Consider the following 19,259-nt stretch of genomic DNA (forward strand, 5'->3'; position numbering starts at 1 on the left):
GGCGGGTGTGGGGGCTCGTCCCGGACCGTAGGGTCTAGGTCAGAGTCTTGTAATCTGGATCACATGCACGCAGGTGTCGGGAGGAGTGTCGACTTGTCCGTGTCCTATCCGTCCACCCGCACCACCGCCCCGGGCAGGCTGGTGAAATTCCACGCACCCGAGATCGTGTTCGGTATCGGGTCCATGGTCGAGGCCGCGCATGCCGTACTCCGCCTCGGCGGATCGAGGCCGATGCTCGTCACCGATCCCGGTCTGATCGACGCCGGCTGGGCCGCCGAACTCCAGGATCAGCTGCGCGAACAGGGCCTCACCCCCGTCGTGTGGAGCGCGTTGACGCCCAACCCCAAGGACCACGAGATCGCGGCCGGGCACGACGCGTATCGCGAGGGCGAGTGCGATGTCCTCGTCGCGCTGGGCGGCGGCTCCGTCATCGACGCGACGAAGGGCATCGCGGTGCTCGCCGCGAACGGGGGAAACATCCTCGACTACGAGGGAGTCGACCAGGCCACCAGTCCGATCCCGCCGCTGGTGATGGTGCCGTCCACGTCGGGAACGGGCGCCGACGTGTCGCAGTTCTGCATCGTCACGGACACGAGGCGGGGCACCAAGATCACCATCATCGGCCGCGCGCTCGTGCCGGACGTGACCGTGATCGACCCCCGGCTGCTGACCACCATGCCGGACTGGCTCAACGCCGCGACGGGCCTGGACGCGCTCACTCACGGCATCGAGGCGTTCGTGTCGCTGGCCCACAACCCGCTCACCGACCACCATGCGCTCCGCGCGGTCGGACTGGTCACCGACACCCTCGTCCGCACCATCGAGGAGCCGATGGAGATGGAGTCGCGTGCCGTCATGGCGCAGGCGAGTCTCGAAGCCGGGCTTGCGTTCACCAATGCGATCCTCGGTGCCGCGCACGCGATGAGCCATCAGGTCGGGGGACTGCTCGACCTGCCGCACGGTGTCATCAACGGCATCCTTCTCCCGCACGTCATCCGATTCAACGCCACCGACGACGCCACCCCGTTCGTCGCCATCGCCGCGGCGCTCGGTCTCGAGGAGCGTCGCGGAACACCCGAGGAGGCCGCTCTCGCGGTCGCGGACCGGGTGGAACGCCTCGCCCGCGAGGTCGGAGTGCCGAAAGGTCTGGGGCAGCTGGGAGTTCGCGAAGCCGACCTGACACGCCTGGCCGAGTTCGCCCTCCGCGACGCCTGCATGTCCACCAACCCGCGCACGGCCACCCAGGAGCAGATGGTGGCGCTGTTCCGGACTGCGCTGTGAGCCCGTGAACGCCCCGGATCTGTCGACGCTCACCGGACTGCGGTCCGGCAAGCCGACGTTCTACCCCCAATATCGTGGCGCCGCAGAACGTCTCGAACGTGTCGTCCACGCGCTGGAACTCATCTCACGGGCCCTCGTCCGTACGGTGGAGGGCCCCGAGACCCTCATCTGCGCGGTCGCCGAGGCGGCCCGGGCGCACCTGGACGCGCGATGGGTCGCGTTCGCCCTCGCCGACGGCATGCTGCCCGACGCCGGCCCGCGCCGGCTGGTCCTGGGGCCGGACGCGACGCCGTTCCTCGTCGACGACGTCGAGGGCCCACCGCTGCCGGACGAGGTCGTGATGTGTCTGGCCGACATCCGGTCCGCGCGCACCGGGGGCGCTCCCGTCATCGACGCGCACCACGCCTTCGTGCCGATCGTCCTCGAGGGTGGCGTCGTGGGAGCCTTCGCGGCCTGGACGGCCGAGCACCGCACTCTCGACACCACCGACGGCGCGGTCCTCAGCATCCTCGCGAGTCAGACCGCCGTGGCACTGCAGAATTCGGCGCTCTACCAGCGGGGACAGCTGCTGCTCGAGCGGGCCGAGCACGCGTACTCGGAGGCGCGCCGCACCGCCTCCGATCTCGCGGTGCGCAACGCCGAACTCGAATCCACCCAGCGTCAACTCGGGGCGGCGCACCGGCACCAGGTGCTCGACGAGGAACGGCACCGGATCGCCCGCGAACTCCACGACAGTGTCACGCAGGCGGTGCTGTCGGCGGGCATGCAGATCGAGGTGTGCCGCAGCGGTGTCCCGGACGACGAACGCAGTGAGAGGCTCGATCTTGCCAAGGAATTGACGCGCCGCGCCGTGGAGCAGTTGCGCTCGGCCATCTACGCGCTCAACCACTCCGGGGGATCCGACCGGACGTCCCTGCCCGAAATGCTCGAGCAACTCGGGGTCGTGCACATGCCCGACGAACTCGCGGTCACCGTCCGCGTCGGCGGCACACCCGCCGAGCTGTCCAGCGACCGGGAACACGCGCTGCTGAGGATCGCCGGCGAGGCACTGTTCAACGCGGCCGTCCACGCCCACGCGACGCGCGCCGTCCTGCGACTCACGTATTCGGCCGATTCGGTGCTGCTCTCCGTCGCCGACGACGGAGACGGAGATCCCAAGCGGATGCGACTGATGCTGCGGATGGCGGCGAACAACGACCTCGACGGGCACCACCGCGGGTTGGCGAACATGCAGGCCCGGGCAGCCGAATTGGGCGGCACCCTCGAAGTGGCGCGGGCCAGGATCGGCGGAGTCCGGGTGGCTGCCCGGATCCCGTTACATTCCGACAGTGAGGTGGACCGATGACCATACGAACCGCGGTGCGTGACCAGGCCGGGTCCGCTCGCCCCACCTCGGTGGTGAAGCTCGTGCTCGTCGACGACCACGCGATTCTCCGTCAGGGTCTGCGATCGGTCCTCGAACGGGAGCCGGATCTCGAGGTCGTCGGGGAGGCGTCGTCCATGCAGGAGGCGCTGGCCGTCGTCGGTGACGTCGCGCCGGACGTCGTGCTGATGGACCTGAAGCTGTCGGCGGCCTCCGACTACGAGGGGCTGGCACTGTGCGCCCAGCTGTCCGCTGCGGACGGCACGATGGGACTGCTCGTGCTCACGACGTTCCTCGACGAGCAACTCGTAGTCCGCGCCATCCACGCCGGCGCCCGCGGATACGTGGTCAAGGATGTCGACACCACCGAACTGGTCCGCGCCATCCGCGCCGTATCCCGCGGCGAGAGCGCATTCGATTCACGCAGCGCGTCGGCGGTGATCCGCTCGCTCAACGGGCAGACGACGCCGCGGGACGGGCTCACCGAACGTGAACTCGAGGTCCTGCAGCTCCTCGCCAAGGGTCTGTCGAATGCGAAAATCGGCGAGCGGCTGTTCATCTCGGCTACGACGGTGAAATTTCACGTCAGCAACATCATGCGTAAACTCGACGTCGGCCGCCGTGCGGAGGCCGTGTACGAGGCGGGCAAACTCGGTCTGATCTGATCCGGCCCCGTCGCGGCGGGGGCAGCGGAACCCGTCGTGACCACTCGCGAACCGGCGTAGCGTCCCCATCATGGCTGCGATCTCGGTGGAGAATCTCGTCAAGACGTTCGGGCCGAACCGCGCACTCGACGGTCTCGACCTCGAGGTGGGGACGGGGGAGGTGCACGGATTCCTCGGCCCCAACGGGTCCGGCAAGTCGACAACCATCCGGGTCCTGCTCGGCCTGCTGCGCGCGGACTCGGGCAGTGCGCACCTCCTGGGCGGCGACCCGTGGCGCGACTCCGTGTCGTTGCACCGGCGGCTCGCCTACGTTCCCGGTGACGTGAACCTGTGGCCCAACCTCAGCGGCGGGGAGGCGATCGACCTCCTCGCGGGGTTGCGCGGCGGGCTGGACGAGCCGCGGCGCGCGGAACTCCTCGAGCGATTCGAACTCGATCCGACGAAGAAGGCGCGCACGTACTCGAAGGGCAATCGGCAGAAGGTCGCACTGGTGGCCGCGTTCGCGTCGGACGTCGAACTGTACGTGCTCGACGAACCCACGTCCGGGCTGGATCCGTTGATGGAGTCGGTGTTCCAGGACTGCGTCGAGGAAATGTCCGACGCGGGGAAGACGGTCCTGCTGTCGAGTCACATCCTCGCGGAGGTCGAGGCGTTATGCGATCGGGTGAGCATCATCCGCGAGGGCCGGACCGTGGAGACCGGCACCCTCGCGGAACTGCGTCACCTCACGCGCACGTCGATCACCGCCGAGACGCAGCGGCCGGTGACCGGGCTCGACGCCGTCGACGGGGTGTACGACGTGCGAGTCGACGGCCTGCACACCCGGTGCGAGGTGGACACCAGCGCGATCGACGGGGTGCTGCGACACCTGCTGACGTTCGGCATCACGTCGCTGACGTCGACGCCACCGACGCTGGAAGAGTTGTTCCTCCGGCACTACGGGGACGAACTGGCCCGAGAGGGAGAGAACCATCGGCGGGCCGAGTCCGGGACGCGGACGCCGTGAACACGGTGACGGCGCCGTCGACGGCGGGCCGCGGCCAGTATGCGGGAACCACCCGGCTCGTGCGGCTCGCCCTGCGCCGCGACCGCATCCAGTTGCCGGTGTGGCTGCTCGCTCTCGCAGCGCTGCAGGCATTCTCGGCTTCGAGCGTGCTCGGCCTGTATCCCACGGAGCCCGACCTTCGCAGTTTCGCTATGGCCACTGCGGCGTCGCCGGTCGCGCTGGCCACCAACGGTCTCGTGTCGGGGTACAGTGCCGGCGCCGTGCTCGCCTGTCAGATCGTCATGCCACTGTCGCTGGCCGCCGGCCTGATGACCACACTGCTGGTCGTGCGGCACACCCGCCAGAACGAGGAGACCGGCCGCGCCGAACTCGTCGAGGCCGCCGTGGTGGGCCGGAAGGCACTGCTCACCGCAGCCCTGGTGGTCGCGGTCGGCGCGAACCTTGCTCTCGGACTGCTCAACGTCGTCGTGCTGGTGGCGGCGGGTCTGCCGCTGGACGGGTCGGTGGCGCTCGGCGCGGCCGTCGCCGGTGCCGGTATCGCGTTCGCGGCGATCGCCGCGGTGACGGCGCAGGTGACGGACAGTGCCCGCACCGCCAACGGACTGGCCGGGGCCGCCCTGGGCGTGGCATTCCTGTTGCGTGCGGTGGGGGACATGACGGGAACCGTGACGGACAACGGCACGCGGGTGGTGAGCGGCTGGCCGACGTGGGTGTCGCCGATCGGCTGGGCCGAGCAGGTCCGTCCGTACGACGACAACGCCTGGTGGGTGCTGGTGCTCCCCGTCGTGTTCGCACTCGCGGTCGGCTCGGTCGGCTTCGCCCTCACAGAACACCGCGATGTCGGCTCGGGGCTCGTCCCGACTCGCCCGGGCCCCGCCCGCGCGTCCCGTTCGTTGCCGACGGCGGTCGGATCGGCGTGGCGGATACAACGGACAATCCTGTTCTGGTGGGCATTCGGAATCGCCGTCCTCGCCGTGGTGTACGGCGCGATCGCAGAGCAGATCGACGACTTCCTCGGCGAGGGCGAGCAGGTGGCCGACATGATGGAACAGCTCGGCGGCGGCACGACGAACATGGTCGACGCCTACTTCGCCGCCATCTTCGGCATGATGGCGATCGCGGTCGCAGGCTACGCCGTCCAGGCATTGCTGCGGATGCGCGGAGAGGAGTCGGCGGGGCGACTCGAACCCGTTCTCGCGACAGCGGTCTCGCGTCCGCGGTGGATGCTGGCGCACGTCGGCCTGGTCACCGTCGGCATCGTCGTCCTGCAGACGCTGACCGGGGCGGCGACCGGGCTCGCGTACGGTCTGGTGACCGAGGACGCGCCGGGGAAGGTCGTGCACCTCACGGGGGCCGCCCTCGTCTTCGTACCGGCGATCGGGGTGGTCGCTGCATTGGTGGTGCTGGTGTTCGGCGGCGTCCCGGCCTGGTCGGCCGGGCTCTCCTGGGGTGTGCTCGCTGTCTGCCTGATCTTCGGTTTCCTCGGACCACTGCTCGGGCTGCCTCAGGCGGTTCGCGATCTGTCGCCGTTCACGCACGTCCCGCCCGTTCCCGCCGCGGACGTGACGGCCACTCCGCTGATTTCGCTCGCGGTGATCGCCGTCGGCGTGGGTGCCGTCGGAGTGGTGCTGTTCCGTCGGCGCGACCTCACGAACTCGTAGCGGAACCGGGAGGCTGGGCCGGCGGTCGGCGGCGAAGGTCGGTGTCCAGCATGCGGATCAACTCACCGACCCGTCCACCGCCTCCCGGTGCCGCGGGGAAGCGTTCGAGCACATCGACGACGACCGGTGTCGCACGAAGCACCGCTTGCACGACGTGCCCGGCACCGACGGTCCGATCGTCACCGGCGACGAGTTCGGCGGCTCTGGCCGCGTGAGCGCCTGCTCCGAGAACATGTTTGACCTGGGTGGCCTTGGCCAACGGATGCAGATAGGCGGCGCCTGCCGCAGACATCGCTGCCCACGCTGCCTCGCGCGCAGCCACAGTGTAGGTGCCCTTGGCTGCCGCGAGCGCGGCCCACGCTGTGTCGCGCAGAGACTTGCCGCGTTCAGCACCCCGCGCGAATTCCCACGCAGCCGTGATCGCGTCTCGGGGCCGCGAGTCGTGCGGCTGATCGGCCTCGAATATCTCGAGGACCACCTCGGCACACTCCACGGCGAATGCGGTGACCTCACGAAGTTCCTGCGTGCTCAGAACGATCTCGTTCGCTTCCCCTGCCATCGTTCCATTTTCGACCATCGGGGCCGGTGTGCCGTACCGCGCGTTCACGCTGTGTCTTCCCCGAACAGGGTCCGCACGTCGGCGACGTCGTACTCGGCTACCGACGCCGACAGCATGTCCGCGCCTTGCTCGTCGCTCGGGCCGCTGCCGCGGAAAGTGTCGACCACCGCTTGCGACTCCCAGCGCTCGAAGACGTTGATGCGACCGGGGTCGATCAGGTCGGCGGAGATGGCGAAGTCGAGGCAACCCGCGGAGCCGCGTGCCTGTTCGACGACGCTCACGCAGCCTGCGATATAGGACTCGCGCTGCTGCGGTTCGACGGTGATGTGTCCTGCGACGATGACCATGGTTCGCCTCTCTTCCTGGCGTCCTCGTGTCGAGCCGGTCGGGTGTACTTCGGGCCGGGACGCGTCTTCGCCACAGCACCTCTCATCGCGAGCACTCCCGACCAGTCGTTCACCCTCGCCCGTTCCGACACCATCGCATCCATGCTCGACGACCACGCCGACATACTCCGCGAGCAGATCCTCGCCGACCGCATTCCGTAATCGCTGACGGTCCGTGTGCCCTACTGGGGGCGGATCGGATTGCAGCCGACGCTGACATAGGTGACGATCCCCTCCTGCAGCCCGCACGTTGTGAAGGCGCCCGTCGGGACGCCGACCTCCCACCACGGGGCGCCGATCCCGCCGACGCACGATCCGGTCGACGGTGTCCCCGTCGGCACCCACAGGCCATCGCGGCGATAGCCCTGAATCCACGGAATGTGCGAGACACCCCCGGGTCCCGGAATCGCTCGTGGCGTCAGGCCGAAGCACTCGACGGTGCCGATGTGGACCGCAGTCATGCCATCGGGCACGCCCTGCGCCGTGCAGTGCGAGGTGCCCGATGTGGGCGTGGTGCCGGTGTGACAGTCGGCCGAGGGTTCGGCCTGTGTGGGTGCGGCGGCAACCGCGACCACCGCGGCGGCAAGGGCGGACGACGCGGCCGCTCCGGCGAGGAACCTGCGGATCCTTTGGGTCATCGGATACTCCTTCGGGTCCGGCGGCCCCGCTTCTGACGATCGGGTCCGTATGGTGCTTCTGTCGCTGCGGCATCGGATTTCGTTAGCCGTGCGGTGGTGCCGTCGAGGTCGCGGACGGTCGCGACGCTCGAGTTGGCGACGATTACTCCGGGGCTGCGTGACCAACACCGGCTCCAGCGTCGGGGAGCGGGTCTCGCGCCTGCGCGACGGGTCTGTCGGAGCTTCCTATTGCTGTGGTCGTGTTCGGGGGCTAGAATCGAACAAAGTTTCGAATGACCTTGGGGGAGGTTGGTTGTGGGGGGATTGGTGGCGCCGGATCTGGAGGAGTTGCGTGTATTCGCGGCGCGGCTGCGAAGTGTCGAGGCGGGTGTGGACACTGGGTTGGGGATCGAGTGGCTCGATGCGATCGAGGCATTGAAGTCGGTCGGGTGCGCGGTGCAGGCGGTGATCACCGACGACGTCGCCACGCAGATACGTGCGGACCGCAGAGCTCGAGGTTTGCCGCGGGTGGAGTGGGACCGCGGCATTGCCTCGCAGATTGCGTTGGCGCGCAGGGAATCCCCGAACCGTGGTGGTCGGCATCTCGGGTTCGCTCGGGCGTTGGTGCACGAGATGCCGCACACCCTGGCGATGTTGCGGTCGGGCCGGTTGAACGAATGGCGAGCCACCCTGTTGGTGCGCGAAACGGCGTGCCTGTCGGCTGCGGATCGGGGTATCGTGGACCGCCGGTTATGTTCGGACCCGGCCACTCTCGACGGCGTCGGCGACCGGCGTCTGATCGCGCGGGCGAAAGCGTTGGCGGTGGAACTCGATGCCGCGGCGGTTGTGGCCCGGCATCGTAAGGCGGTGTCGGAGCGTCGGGTGACGTCACGGCCGGCGCCGGATTCGATGGCGTATCTCAGCGTGTTGATGCCGGTGGAGCAGGCGGTGTGTTTGCAGGCCACGTTGGGTCGGGATGCGGACAGTCTCATCGCGACCGGGAACAGCGGTGGCCGTACCCGCAATCAGCTGATGGTGGACTTGCTGTTCGACCGCGGCACCGGGCAGGCGGTGGCGTCGGGTGTTCCCGTGGCGGTGAATCTGGTGCTCTCGGACGAGACTCTGCTGGCCGGTGGTCACGAGGCCGCGCAGTTGCAGGGGTTCGGGCCGGTGCCGGCGGGGATTGCCCGGCAGTTGGTGGCCGACGCCGTCGACAGTGACACCGAGACGTCGTTGCGGCGGGTGTATGCGTGCCCGCAGTCGGGGGTGTTGACCGCGATGGAATCGCAGTCGCGCACGTTCCCGAAAAGCCTCGCCACACTGATCGATCTGCGGGACCGAACGTGCCGCACCCCGTGGTGTGACGCCCCGATCCGGCATCACGACCACATCCGCTCACACCGAGAATCCGGTGCCACGACGGCGGACAACGGGACCGGCCTCTGCGAGGCCTGCAATTATGCGAAGGAGGGCGACGGATGGTCCGCCCGCCCCGTACGCAATCCCGGCGGCACCCACCTCATCGACCTCGGCACCCCGACCGGGCACCACTACCGATCAACCGCGCCGCCGCTCCCGACCCCGGCGCATCTGTGGGCGTCGTGAGGTGGTCAGCAGTCGATCACGAGCCAGCCGCCGTGGTGCTCGAACACCTCGAACGGGCGTCCCGTCGATTCACCGAGCTTCGTGAGCGACGGGGTGTCGAACGTGCGGATGTGTCCGTGGCAGGCCGTTGCCTCGTCCTCGTAGGGGACGGCGACGACAACCCGCTCGCGGGCAACGCGGAGGGCTTCGGATATCACTGCGGCCCCGATGTTTTCGTCGACGTGTTCGAGGAGGTGGATTGCGGTGACGGTGTCGGCGCTGTTGTCGGGAACCGGCACGTGCGCGGCGTCGCACACGAGGGTGCGCAGATCGAGGCCGAGTTCCGGTGTCACGGCGTCGAGGAGGGTCATGGTGCCGGGCAGGATGTCGGTTGCCGTGACGGACCGCCCGGCGCGGGCGAGTCGGAGCGGAAGGAATCCGAAGCACGACCCGAGGTCGAGGACCGAACCGCGGACCAGTTGTTCCGCCTTCTCGTGGATCGGTGCGAAGTCGGCGGTGCCGTCCAGCAGTTCGTTCAGGGAGTTGCGGTAGTAGACGGTCCACGCTTCGAGCGCACCGTCGACGGTGGAGCGAACCAGTCCGACCATGGTCGATTCGAATTCGTCCTGGCCGAAGTCGGCGTCCTCGATGGACGCGGTGACCGAGGCGACGAGTCGTTCGCTCAGATCTTCGGGTGTCAGGGCGTGCGTCACCCGCAGCTGGTCGCCGTCACGGGTGAGTGTGAGCGGCCCGGCCGCGACCCGCTCGACCGTGACATGACCATGTGACCACAGCCCGGATTCGCACGGTGCAAGGGAGTCGAAAGGGGGCGTGTCGAGAGTGGAAGTCATTCGAGGCAACCTTGCCGAGAGGTGATGGCGGGAGTGGGTCAGGTTCGGGTGTCGGGCTCGCCGAGGGAACTCAGCCCATCGTAGAGCGATTGCATTCCGCTGGCGAGTAGTTCGTTCAGTTCGAGCGAATCGTCGTCGAGCCACTGCTCGTACGCCGACATCGCAACGCCGAGTAGAAGATAGCCGACTGTCCGGGGAACGTGGTCGGTCGGTGAGGTTCCGAGCCGGCTCGCGACGTACTCGGCGATGACGTTGCGCCACCCTTCGTACATCACCACCGAATACGCCTGCAGGGCGGGGACTCGCAGGATCAGCCCCATGCGTTTGCGGTGGTTGATTTCCTCGCTCGCGGGAAACGCGTTGAACTGTAGGAGTGCTGCGGTGAGTCCGTCGACGATCGGGATGTCGTCGGGTTGCGCTGCGAGTTGGGCGCGCATTTCGGCGAGGTGAGCGTCGAAGTCTCCCCACGGGATCGCGTTCTTGGACGGGAAGTAGCGGAAGAGGGTGCGTCGGGCGATGCCGGACGCTTCGGCGACTTCGTCGACGCTGGTGGCGTCGAACCCCTGTTCCGTGAACAGTTCGATCCCGACGGTGCTGATCCGATCCTGCGTTGTGGACGGGCGTCGCCCTATCCGACTGGATGGTTTTCGACGACTTCTCAATTTTCGTCCCCTCCCGATCTGTCATTCTGCACTCGATGCCATTACAGTGGTGAGGCGAGTCACAGGGACGGTCTCCTATGACGGGGAACATCCCTCCGGCTCGCGCCGTATCACCGAACAGTAGGAGGAAATCATGTCGGATCGCGACAACAACGTGCTGGAAAACGACTTGGTCGAGGAATCCCTGGTGGAAGAGGTCTCGATCGACGGCATGTGCGGCGTGTACTGATCATGTCCGCTCCAGCTTCTCCTTCAGTGGCCGGCAACGCCGGTATCGATCTCGATGTGGGCTGGAAGCTTCATCCGCAGGTGGCGCTGCGTCCCGAACCTTTCGGGGCGCTGCTCTACCACTTCGGGACGCGCAAGCTGTCGTTCCTGAAGAACCGCACGATCGTCGCGGTGGTCGAAGCGCTTCCCTCACACGCCGACGCCCGGTCCGCACTGCGGGCGCAGGGTATCGGGGACGACGCTGCCGCGCAGTATGCGCGAGCGCTCGGCACGTTGGCCGAGTCGCACATGATCGTCCCCGCCTGACCAGCTCTCTCCACCCGTACCAGAGGACACAGCCCATGACCTCCATGCTCGAAAGGCCGTCCGCCCCGGTCGGCCGCCTCGTCGACCAGTTCGAACTCGGTCTCGACGCCCCGATCTGCCTCACCTGGGAGTTGACCTACGCGTGCAACCTGTCGTGTGTGCACTGTCTGTCCTCCTCCGGCCGACGTGACCCGCGGGAGTTGAGCACCGAGCAGTGCAAGTCGATCATCGACGAACTGCAGCGTATGCAGGTTTTCTATGTGAACATCGGCGGCGGTGAGCCGACGGTTCGCTCGGACTTCTGGGAGCTGGTCGACTACGCGACGGCCCACCAGGTGGGGGTGAAGTTCTCCACGAACGGGGTGAAGATCGACAAGAAGGTCGCCGCCCGGCTCGCGGCCAGCGACTACGTCGACGTGCAGATCTCCCTCGACGGTGCGACGGCCGAGGTCAACGACGCCGTCCGTGGTCCGGGTTCGTTCGCGATGGCGGTGCGGGCACTCGAGAATCTGTCCGAGGCGGGTTTCAAGGACGCCAAGATCTCCGTGGTGGTCACCCGGCACAACGTGTCCCAGCTCGACGACTTCAAGGCCCTCGCCGACAAGTACGGCGCCACCCTGCGCATCACCCGGCTGCGACCGTCGGGGCGCGGCGCGGACGTGTGGGACGAACTGCATCCCACGCAGGCGCAGCAGCGCGAGCTGTACAACTGGCTGGTCGCCAACGGCGAGGGTGTGCTCACCGGCGACTCCTTCTTCCACCTGTCCGCGTACGGCGATGCGTTGCCCGGTCTGAACCTGTGCGGCGCCGGACGGGTGGTGTGCCTGATCGACCCGATCGGCGACGTCTACGCCTGCCCGTTCGCGATCCACGAGCAGTTCCTCGCGGGAAACATCGTGGCGGACGGCGGTTTCCAGCAGGTGTGGCAGACGTCGGAGCTGTTCCAGGAGCTGCGGTCCCCACAGACCGGTGGCGCGTGCAGCAAGTGCAACCACTACGACTCCTGCCGCGGCGGATGCATGGCCGCGAAGTTCTTCACCGGGCTGCCGATGGACGGCCCGGACCCCGAATGTGTGATCGGCAACGGCGAACTGGCGTTGGCTGCCGCGGGGGAGATCCCGAAATCCAGTGTCGACCATTCCCGCACCGGCCAGCGCCGGACTCCGCGGGCGCCGGTTCCGTTGACGCTGATGGTGCGTCCGCCGGCAAAGATTTGTGACGAGAACCCGCTTGCGGGCATGGACCAGACGTAAGTCGTCTGCCAGGTACGAGAGGTATTGCCATGGGTAAGAATCCGTTCTTCGAAACAGTGGCGGAGGCTCAGCGTCGCGCGAAGAAGCGCCTGCCGAAGTCGGTGTACGCGGCGCTGATCGCCGGTTCCGAGCGGGGCGTGACGGTCGACGACAACATCGCGGCGTTCGCCGAGTTGGGGTTCGCCCCGCACGTCGTCGGTTTGTCCGACAAGCGTGAGCTGTCGACGACCGTGATGGGTCAGCCGATTTCGCTGCCCGTCGTGATCTCCCCGACCGGTGTGCAGGCGGTGCACCCCGATGGCGAGGTCGCGGTCGCGCGTGCGGCGGCGGCACGGGGAACGGCGATCGGTCTGAGTTCGTTCGCGAGCAAGTCGATCGAGGAGGTCACGGCGGCCAATCCTCAGACGTTCTTCCAGATGTACTGGGTCGGCACCCGGGACGTGTTGATCCAGCGGATGGAACGCGCCCGCGCCGCCGGGGCGACCGGCCTGATCATCACCACCGACTGGTCGTTCTCGTACGGACGCGACTGGGGTAGCCCGGCGATTCCCGAGAAGATGGACCTCAAGGCGATGCTCCAGTTCGCCCCGGAGGGCATCGCCCGTCCGAAGTGGTTGTACGAGTTCGCGAAGACCCGCAAGATCCCGGATCTGACCACCCCGAACCTGGCGCAGCCCGGTCAGGAACCGCCCACGTTCTTCGGCGCCTACGGCGAGTGGATGCAGACGCCGTTGCCGACGTGGGACGACATCGCGTGGCTGCGCGAGCAGTGGGGCGGGCCGTTCATGCTCAAGGGTGTCATGCGGGTCGACGACGCCAAGCGCGCCGTCGACGCCGGCGTCACCGCGATCTCCGTGTCGAATCACGGCGGCAACAACCTCGACGGCACCCCGGCGCCGATCCGCGCGCTGCCCGCCATCGCGGAGGCCGTCGGCGACCAGGTCGAGGTGCTTCTCGACGGTGGTATCCGCCGCGGTAGCGACGTCGTGAAGGCCGTCGCGCTCGGTGCGAGGGCGGTCATGATCGGCCGCGCGTACCTGTGGGGCCTCTCGGCGAACGGTCAGGCCGGCGTCGAGAACGTTCTCGACGTCCTCCGCGGAGGTATCGACTCGGCGCTGCTCGGGCTGGGTCATTCGTCCATCCACGACCTCACGCCGTCCGACGTCGTGATCCCGCCCGGATTCGCCCGTGTGCTCGGCGCCGAATCCTGACCGACGAACGGCGTAGATGTCTGCGCAACTGACGGACCCGATCACCCTGGCCGGACGCCACGCCCCGGCCAGGGTGCTTCTGGGTCCGCACCCCACCAATCTCGGTGCGGGAAGAGCGCTTTCCCCGCGGCACGTCGCGTACTACGAGCGTCGGGCGCGTGGTGGTGCGGGGATCGTCGTCACCGAGGTGGCGTCGGTCCATGCGTCCGACTGGCCGTACGAGCGGGCGCCGCTGGCGTCCGACTGCGTCGGCGGCTGGCGGGACGTGGTCGCTGCGTGCCGCCCGCACGGCACGCTGGTGCTGGCCGGGCTGGGGCACACCGGACTGCAGGGGTCGAGTGCGTATTCGCAGGCGGTGCTGTGGGGACCGTCGGGCATTGCCGACGTGATCTCCCGTGAGATGCCGATGCAGATGGAGCGGGCGGAGATCGACGGTCTCGTCGAGGGCTTCCGTGCCGCGGCCGCCGCGGCCGTGTCCGCGGACGTGGACGGTGTCGAGCTCGACGCGGGACCGAGAGGGATACTGCGGCAGTTCCATTCGAACCTCACCAATGTGCGCGATGACGCGTACGGCGCCGACCCGCTGCGCCTCACCCGGGAGGTCCTCGCCGCCGTCCGCGACGAGCTGGGCCCCGGCCGGGTCCTGTCGCTCCGCCTGAGCTGCGACGAGGCGACGTCCTGGGCGGGGATCACGCCGTCGATCGCCGCCGGACACGCACGAGAACTTGCCGAGGATCTCGACCTGCTCGTGGTGGTCCGGGGCGGACCGATGACGCCGAACGCGTACCGCCCCGACTTCCACCGGCCACCCTCGTTCAACACCGAGCTCTGCCGGGACATCCGCGCCGCTGTCGCGGGCGTGGTCCCTGTCGTTCTCCAGGGCAGCGTCGTCGATCCGGCCGACGCCCGGCAGGCGCTCGACGAGGGCGTCGCCGACGTCGTCGAGATGACGCGTGCCCAGATCGCCGACCCGGATCTCGTCGTCAAGATCCGGCGCGGTGCGGCGCCGCGGCCGTGCGTCCTGTGCAATCAGACGTGCCAGGTGCTCGACCCCCGCAATCCGGTGGTCACGTGTGTCGGTAATCCGACGGCCGGGCACGAGACCGTCGATCCCGTCGAGGACACCGCCGAGGTGGCCACCGGCGCGGTGCTGGTGGTCGGCGGCGGTCCGGCCGGTCTCGAGGCGGCGCGAGTGCTGGCCCTGCGCGGTCACCGCGTCACCGTGGCGGACGCGTCGGCCCGGCTCGGCGGGATGGTGCGGGCAGCCGTAGGTGCGCCGCACCTCGGAGCGCTCACCGATTGGCTCGAGAACGAATGCCGCAGCCTCGGAGTCGAATTCCGTCTCGGCACCGCTGTCTCGGACGCCGACATCGACGCCGCGGAACGCGAGGGCGCGACGGTAATCCTCGCGACCGGCAGCAGGCCCCGCCCGTTGCCGTTTCCCGCCAAGGGGAACGTCCGGTGCGTCGGCGCCGCGGATCTGCTGGACGGGGGACCGCCGACGAAGGGGCCCCATGTCGTCTTCGACCCGGTCGGCGGACCGGTCGGCGTGGCAGTCGCCGAATGGCTCGCGGCGCAGGGGCGCGACGTGAGCATCGTGACCCAGGACTCCGTGGCCGGCTCGCGACTCGGCATGACCGGAGATCTCGCCGATGCCAACACCCGGATGCAACGAGCCGGGGTGACGCGCCACCTCGACAGTCGCATCGTCTCGATCGGCGACGACGGCATGCGTATCCGCAACCGGTACACCGCCGAAGAGTCGGTGGTGCCGTGCACCGTGCTGATCGACTGCTCACACCGCCTCTCCGAGGACACACTCGGCTCGTCGCGTCCGGATGCGGTGCGGATCGGCGACTGCGTGGCCCCCCGCACACTGCTCGAGGCCGTCCGGGAGGGTCGCGCCGAGGCGCTGACCTGGACCGCGCACAGGCAGAACGAGTTCGACCACCATCCGTTCACCCTCGTCAACGAGAGATAGGACATTTCATGGGACAGATCGACGGCAAGGTCGCGTTCATCACAGGGGCTGCCCGTGGGCAGGGACGGACGCACGCGGTGCGGTTGGCGCGCGATGGTGCGGCGATCATCGCCGTGGACATCTGCGGGCCGGTGTCGGAGTACAACAGTTACGAGCCGGCGACGCCGGACGACCTGGCCGAGACGGTGCGGCTCGTGGAATCCGAGGGCGGCAAGATTCTCGCGGAGCAGGCCGACGTGCGTGACAGTGCGCAACTGAAGGCTGTCGTCGACCGGGGAGTCGAACAGTTCGGCCGGCTCGACATCGTGATCGCGAACGCCGGGATCTGCAATTGGAACCGCTTCTGGGAGATGCCCGACGAGCAGTGGGAGACGTTGATCGACGTGAACCTCACCGGGGCGTGGAAGACGCTGAAGGCTGCGGTGCCTGCGCTGATCGAGGGAGGTCGCGGGGGTTCGATCATCGTGATCAGCTCCGTCGCGGGCATCAAGCCGTTGCCGGGGCAGGCGAATTACGCCGCCTCCAAGTTCGGGCTCGTCGGACTTACCCAGACCGCGGCAAAGGAACTGGGCGAATACGGGATTCGGGTGAACTCCGTTCACCCGTACGGGGTGAAGACTCCGATGGGCACCGATCCGGGCAGCCTCGTGATACTCGAGAAGCACCCGCACTACCTGTCGAGCTTCGGCACCATCCTCACCGAGCACCCGCTGGCCGACACCGACGACATCACCGATGCGGTGCTGTGGCTGGCCGGCGACGGTTCGCGGAGGGTCACGGGCAGTCAGGTCGCCGTCGACATGGGCAACACCAAGGTGTGAGCACCTCCGCGTACCGCCACCTGTTCACCCGATTGCGTCTGGGGCCGCTGACCCTGCGCAATCGGGTGGTCTTCTCCGCGCACCTCACGGGGTACGCCGTGGACGGCCTGCCCACCGCGCAGCACGCCGCCTACTATGCGGCGCGCGCGAAGGGCGGTGCCGGCCTGATCCTCTCCGAGGAGCACGCCACCCATCCGGGCGACTGGCCGTACGAGAAGGTGATCGCCGGCTACCGGCCGGAGGTCGTCCCGGGGTACCGGCGGATCACCGACGCGGTTCACCAGCACGGAGTCCCAATCCTGGCTCAGGTCAACCACAACGGCGGCCAGGGGTCGAGCATGTACTCGCGGCGGCCGCTGTGGGCGCCGAGCGCAGTCCCCGATCCCCTGTTCCGCGAAGTTCCCAAGGCGGTCGATCAGCGGGAGATCCGGACCCTCGTCGACGGGTACGCGCGCGTGGCCGAGCATTGCGTCCGAGGCGGATTCGACGGGATCGAACTGCAGTGCTCCCATTCGTCGCTGGTGCGCAGTTTTCTCGCCCCCGCCACAAACCAGCGCACGGACGATTACGGGGGATCGTTGGAGAACCGGGCCCGGTTCCTCCTCGAGGTCGTCGAGGCCGTGCGCGTCGCGATCGGTCCGGATCGCGCACTCGGGGTGAGGCTCGCGGGGGAGGATCTGTTCGACGGTGGAGTCCGCCTCGACGAGGCGGTGGAGGTGGCCGCTCTGGTCGAGGCGGGCGGCCGTGTCGACTACATCAACACGTCCATCGGGATGGCCACCGAGACGCTCCACATGATCGAGGCGTCCATGGCCGTCCCTCGCGGGTACGCGCTGTTCGTCCCGAACGCGATCCGGCAACGGGTCGGTCTTCCCGTGGTCGGTGTCGGCCGATTCTCCGATCCGCACCAGGCCGACCAGGCTCTGGACGAGGGGCACTGCGACCTGATCGGGGTGGTGCGCGGCCAGATCGCGGACCCGGATTTCGCGGCGAAGGCCCTGGCCGGCGAAGAAGGAAACATCCGAACGTGCCTGGCGTGCAATCAGGAATGCATCGGACGTATGGGGCTCGGCCGGTGGCTCGGGTGCGTCGTCAACCCGCGCGCGGGCAGGGAATCGGTCCTGCTGCCCGAACCGACGGTTCCCGGCAGGCGGGTCTTCGTGGTCGGCGGTGGACCGGCCGGGCTGAAGGCCGCGGCGACCGCGGCGCAGCGGGGGCACGACGTGACCCTGTTCGAACGCGCGACGGTTCTCGGCGGCCAGGTCCGGACGGCTGCCGTCGTCCCGGGGCGCCGTGAGTTCCTCGACTTGGTCGTCGATCTGGAATCGGAATGCGTTCGGCGCGGTGTGGATGTGCGGACCGGCACCGACGCGACCGCCGGGGCGCTGATGCAGGGACGTCCCGACGTGGTGGTGCTCGCGACCGGGGCGCGTCCGCGCCGACCGCGCTGGGCGGGCGCGTCGGACCGGGTGGTGGACGTGCGGGACGTGCTGGAGGGCCGCGCGCGTCCGGCCGGGGCGGTGCTGGTGGTCGACGAATTGGGATTCCATCAGGGCACGTCCGTCGCGGAGTTCGTCGCCGACGCCGGGTGTGCCGTCACGATCTGCACACCGGGGATGATCGTCGGCCAGGACCTCGGCATCACGCTGGACCTCGAGGGCTGGAACCGGCGGGCGCACGACAAGGGCATCACGCAGGTGACGGACGTGGTGCCGACCGGGTGCGAGGCCGTCGACGGAGGGCGGCTCGCGGTCACGCTCCTGCATCATCCGACCGGTGAGTCGCGGCAGCTCACCGTCGACTGGGTGGTGTCCTCGGCGCATCAGCAGCCGGAGGAGGAGCTCTGGAAAGACCTGGCCGACAGAGGTATCGAGGTTCATCGCATAGGCGATGCCCTGGCTCCGCGCCGCGCGCATTCCGCCGTCATCGAGGGGGAGCGGGTTGCGCTCGCGCTCTAGCGCCCGCAGCGGCCGGTTCCGCATCGCCTAGCATCGGTGGATGCCCCATTCCGGACACCTCGACGACGCGGTGTGGCCCGAACTCGTGTCCCGCGTGTCGACGGTGGTGGTCCCGGTCGGCTCTCTCGAGCAGCACGGACCGCATCTGCCGCTCGACACCGACACCGCCATCGCCGACGCCGTGTGCCGCGCGCTGCCGCACGTACTGGTGGCGCCCCCGATCGCCTACGGAGCCAGCGGCGAGCACGAAGGGTTTCCCGGGACGGTCTCGCTCGGGTCGGAGGCGCTCGAAACCGTGCTGGTCGAGTACGGCAGGTCCGCGTGCCGGTGGGCCGACCGCGTGCTGTTCGTCAATGGGCACGGAGGGAACGGGCCCGCGCTGGTCAAGGCTGTCGCCTTGCTTCGGTACGAGGCACGCGATGTGGCTTGGGTGCCGTGTGCGGTACCCGGGGCGGACGCCCATGCCGGGCGTACGGAAACGTCCTTGTTGCTACACCTTTCACCCGCTCGAGTGAGGTTGTCCAGGGCTGAAGCCGGTAATACGGAACCTGTTGCGAGGTTGATGCCAAGACTGCGCGAAGGCGGTATGGTCGCCGTGTCGGCCAACGGCGTGCTCGGTGACCCGACGGGCGCTACGGCCGCGGAGGGGGCGCAGATCTTCGGCGTACTCGTCCACGCAGTCACCAAGGCACTGGCCCGGTGGGAACCGGGCCCCGATGGAAGGCTCCGGTCGGAACCGGGCGCCGATGGGAGGCTCCAATGACCCGCACGGGCGTCCTCGAGTTGCCGAGGGCGGATTTCCGGCATGCCGACGCGACTAATTTCCGGCATGCTCTGCCAGCGCTCTCCGATCCGCATACGATCGA

The 19,259-nt window shown here is 68.5% G+C and carries 20 protein-coding genes; 15 read left to right on the plus strand and 5 right to left on the minus strand.

The annotated features are described in order from the left end of the window. Positions 1-93 precede the first annotated feature (93 nt). The 5 genes from RHA1_RS29620 (at position 94) to RHA1_RS29640 (ending at position 5,976) form a co-directional block, all read left to right on the plus strand. On the plus strand, positions 94-1,281 hold the full coding sequence (locus RHA1_RS29620; protein ID WP_317569181.1) for an iron-containing alcohol dehydrogenase: 1,188 nt from the start codon (positions 94-96) through the stop codon (positions 1,279-1,281). Positions 1,282-1,285: 4 nt separating this feature from the next. Further along, complete coding sequence (locus RHA1_RS29625) at positions 1,286-2,626, plus strand: MadS family sensor histidine kinase (RefSeq protein WP_011598102.1); 1,341 nt, start codon at positions 1,286-1,288, stop codon at positions 2,624-2,626. Beyond that, the gene (locus RHA1_RS29630) at positions 2,623-3,309 is read left to right on the plus strand and encodes a MadR family response regulator transcription factor (RefSeq protein WP_009479300.1); all 687 of its coding nucleotides are present in this window, start codon (positions 2,623-2,625) and stop codon (positions 3,307-3,309) included. Before RHA1_RS29625 ends, RHA1_RS29630 begins: the two co-directional genes overlap by 4 nt. Before the next feature lie 70 nt (positions 3,310-3,379). Then, positions 3,380-4,315, plus strand: coding sequence for an ABC transporter ATP-binding protein (locus tag RHA1_RS29635; protein WP_011598103.1), 936 nt, complete (start codon positions 3,380-3,382; stop codon positions 4,313-4,315). Next, positions 4,312-5,976 carry an ABC transporter permease gene (locus tag RHA1_RS29640; protein ID WP_011598104.1) on the plus strand — a complete coding sequence of 555 codons (1,665 nt, stop codon included), beginning with the start codon at positions 4,312-4,314 and terminating at the stop codon, positions 5,974-5,976. Before RHA1_RS29635 ends, RHA1_RS29640 begins: the two co-directional genes overlap by 4 nt. On the opposite strand, the gene RHA1_RS29645 is transcribed toward RHA1_RS29640, so the two are convergent. Next, entirely contained in the window at positions 5,963-6,535 is a 573-nt protein-coding gene (locus RHA1_RS29645; protein ID WP_050787416.1) for a putative immunity protein, read from the minus strand. The two genes, RHA1_RS29640 and RHA1_RS29645, sit on opposite strands and share 14 nt — an antisense overlap. A gap of 44 nt (positions 6,536-6,579) precedes the next feature. Further along, entirely contained in the window at positions 6,580-6,882 is a 303-nt protein-coding gene (locus RHA1_RS29650; RefSeq protein ID WP_011598106.1) for a putative quinol monooxygenase, read from the minus strand. 42 nt (positions 6,883-6,924) lie between these two features. Here RHA1_RS29650 and RHA1_RS50660 point away from each other — a divergent pair, with 42 nt between their 5' ends. After that, on the plus strand, positions 6,925-7,083 hold the full coding sequence (locus RHA1_RS50660; protein WP_009479305.1) for a hypothetical protein: 159 nt from the start codon (positions 6,925-6,927) through the stop codon (positions 7,081-7,083). Between the two features lie 20 nt (positions 7,084-7,103). Here RHA1_RS50660 and RHA1_RS29655 read toward each other — a convergent pair whose 3' ends face one another. Next, positions 7,104-7,559: a hypothetical protein gene (locus RHA1_RS29655; RefSeq protein WP_011598107.1), complete on the minus strand. Its 456-nt coding sequence runs from the start codon at positions 7,557-7,559 to the stop codon at positions 7,104-7,106. Between the two features lie 294 nt (positions 7,560-7,853). Between RHA1_RS29655 and RHA1_RS29660 the strand changes: the two genes are divergently transcribed. Beyond that, positions 7,854-9,143 (plus strand): HNH endonuclease, encoded by a 1,290-nt coding sequence (locus RHA1_RS29660; protein WP_011598108.1) that lies wholly within the window; start codon positions 7,854-7,856, stop codon positions 9,141-9,143. Between the two features lie 5 nt (positions 9,144-9,148). Here RHA1_RS29660 and mftM read toward each other — a convergent pair whose 3' ends face one another. Next, positions 9,149-9,973 (minus strand): mycofactocin oligosaccharide methyltransferase MftM, encoded by an 825-nt coding sequence (mftM, locus tag RHA1_RS29665; RefSeq protein ID WP_011598109.1) that lies wholly within the window; start codon positions 9,971-9,973, stop codon positions 9,149-9,151. Between the two features lie 38 nt (positions 9,974-10,011). Then, positions 10,012-10,635 (minus strand): mycofactocin system transcriptional regulator MftR, encoded by a 624-nt coding sequence (gene mftR, locus RHA1_RS29670; protein WP_005239471.1) that lies wholly within the window; start codon positions 10,633-10,635, stop codon positions 10,012-10,014. A gap of 133 nt (positions 10,636-10,768) precedes the next feature. Between mftR and mftA the strand changes: the two genes are divergently transcribed. From mftA to mftE, 8 genes are read left to right on the plus strand one after another with little or no spacing between them, the layout of a single operon-like run. Beyond that, positions 10,769-10,864 (plus strand): mycofactocin precursor MftA, encoded by a 96-nt coding sequence (gene mftA / locus RHA1_RS45350; protein WP_005573048.1) that lies wholly within the window; start codon positions 10,769-10,771, stop codon positions 10,862-10,864. 2 nt (positions 10,865-10,866) lie between these two features. Next, complete coding sequence (gene mftB / locus RHA1_RS29675; protein WP_081437482.1) at positions 10,867-11,169, plus strand: mycofactocin biosynthesis chaperone MftB; 303 nt, start codon at positions 10,867-10,869, stop codon at positions 11,167-11,169. Positions 11,170-11,204: 35 nt separating this feature from the next. Further along, on the plus strand, positions 11,205-12,422 hold the full coding sequence (gene mftC / locus RHA1_RS29680; protein ID WP_007295767.1) for a mycofactocin radical SAM maturase: 1,218 nt from the start codon (positions 11,205-11,207) through the stop codon (positions 12,420-12,422). Positions 12,423-12,451: 29 nt separating this feature from the next. Continuing rightward, positions 12,452-13,633 (plus strand): pre-mycofactocin synthase MftD, encoded by a 1,182-nt coding sequence (gene mftD / locus RHA1_RS29685; RefSeq protein WP_009479311.1) that lies wholly within the window; start codon positions 12,452-12,454, stop codon positions 13,631-13,633. 16 nt (positions 13,634-13,649) lie between these two features. Continuing rightward, positions 13,650-15,614 (plus strand): mycofactocin system FadH/OYE family oxidoreductase 1, encoded by a 1,965-nt coding sequence (locus tag RHA1_RS29690; RefSeq protein ID WP_011598111.1) that lies wholly within the window; start codon positions 13,650-13,652, stop codon positions 15,612-15,614. A gap of 8 nt (positions 15,615-15,622) precedes the next feature. Next, positions 15,623-16,435 carry a mycofactocin-coupled SDR family oxidoreductase gene (locus RHA1_RS29695; RefSeq protein WP_011598112.1) on the plus strand — a complete coding sequence of 271 codons (813 nt, stop codon included), beginning with the start codon at positions 15,623-15,625 and terminating at the stop codon, positions 16,433-16,435. Further along, positions 16,432-18,393 (plus strand): mycofactocin system FadH/OYE family oxidoreductase 2, encoded by a 1,962-nt coding sequence (locus tag RHA1_RS29700; RefSeq protein ID WP_011598113.1) that lies wholly within the window; start codon positions 16,432-16,434, stop codon positions 18,391-18,393. Before RHA1_RS29695 ends, RHA1_RS29700 begins: the two co-directional genes overlap by 4 nt. A gap of 40 nt (positions 18,394-18,433) precedes the next feature. After that, the gene (mftE, locus tag RHA1_RS29705) at positions 18,434-19,156 is read left to right on the plus strand and encodes a mycofactocin biosynthesis peptidyl-dipeptidase MftE (protein WP_009479315.1); all 723 of its coding nucleotides are present in this window, start codon (positions 18,434-18,436) and stop codon (positions 19,154-19,156) included. The last annotated feature ends 103 nt before the right edge of the window (positions 19,157-19,259 follow it).

The sequence above is a fragment of the Rhodococcus jostii RHA1 genome (genome assembly GCF_000014565.1).
Classification (GTDB): Bacteria; Actinomycetota; Actinomycetes; order Mycobacteriales; family Mycobacteriaceae; genus Rhodococcus_F; species Rhodococcus_F jostii_A.

What these genes read in the sequence shown, in the direction of transcription:
- RHA1_RS29630 (WP_009479300.1), top strand. Translation starts at nt 2,623, where the DNA reads ATGACCATACGAACCGCGGTGCGTGACCAGGCCGGGTCCGCTCGCCCC.
- RHA1_RS29635 (WP_011598103.1), top strand. Translation starts at nt 3,380, where the DNA reads ATGGCTGCGATCTCGGTGGAGAATCTCGTCAAGACGTTCGGGCCGAAC.
- RHA1_RS29645 (WP_050787416.1), bottom strand. Translation starts at nt 6,535, where the DNA reads ATGGCAGGGGAAGCGAACGAGATCGTTCTGAGCACGCAGGAACTTCGT.
- RHA1_RS29650 (WP_011598106.1), bottom strand. Translation starts at nt 6,882, where the DNA reads ATGGTCATCGTCGCAGGACACATCACCGTCGAACCGCAGCAGCGCGAG.
- RHA1_RS29655 (WP_011598107.1), bottom strand. Translation starts at nt 7,559, where the DNA reads ATGACCCAAAGGATCCGCAGGTTCCTCGCCGGAGCGGCCGCGTCGTCC.
- mftM (WP_011598109.1), bottom strand. Translation starts at nt 9,973, where the DNA reads ATGACTTCCACTCTCGACACGCCCCCTTTCGACTCCCTTGCACCGTGC.
- mftA (WP_005573048.1), top strand. Translation starts at nt 10,769, where the DNA reads ATGTCGGATCGCGACAACAACGTGCTGGAAAACGACTTGGTCGAGGAA.
- mftB (WP_081437482.1), top strand. Translation starts at nt 10,867, where the DNA reads ATGTCCGCTCCAGCTTCTCCTTCAGTGGCCGGCAACGCCGGTATCGAT.
- mftC (WP_007295767.1), top strand. Translation starts at nt 11,205, where the DNA reads ATGACCTCCATGCTCGAAAGGCCGTCCGCCCCGGTCGGCCGCCTCGTC.
- mftD (WP_009479311.1), top strand. Translation starts at nt 12,452, where the DNA reads ATGGGTAAGAATCCGTTCTTCGAAACAGTGGCGGAGGCTCAGCGTCGC.
- RHA1_RS29690 (WP_011598111.1), top strand. Translation starts at nt 13,650, where the DNA reads ATGTCTGCGCAACTGACGGACCCGATCACCCTGGCCGGACGCCACGCC.
- RHA1_RS29695 (WP_011598112.1), top strand. Translation starts at nt 15,623, where the DNA reads ATGGGACAGATCGACGGCAAGGTCGCGTTCATCACAGGGGCTGCCCGT.
- mftE (WP_009479315.1), top strand. Translation starts at nt 18,434, where the DNA reads ATGCCCCATTCCGGACACCTCGACGACGCGGTGTGGCCCGAACTCGTG.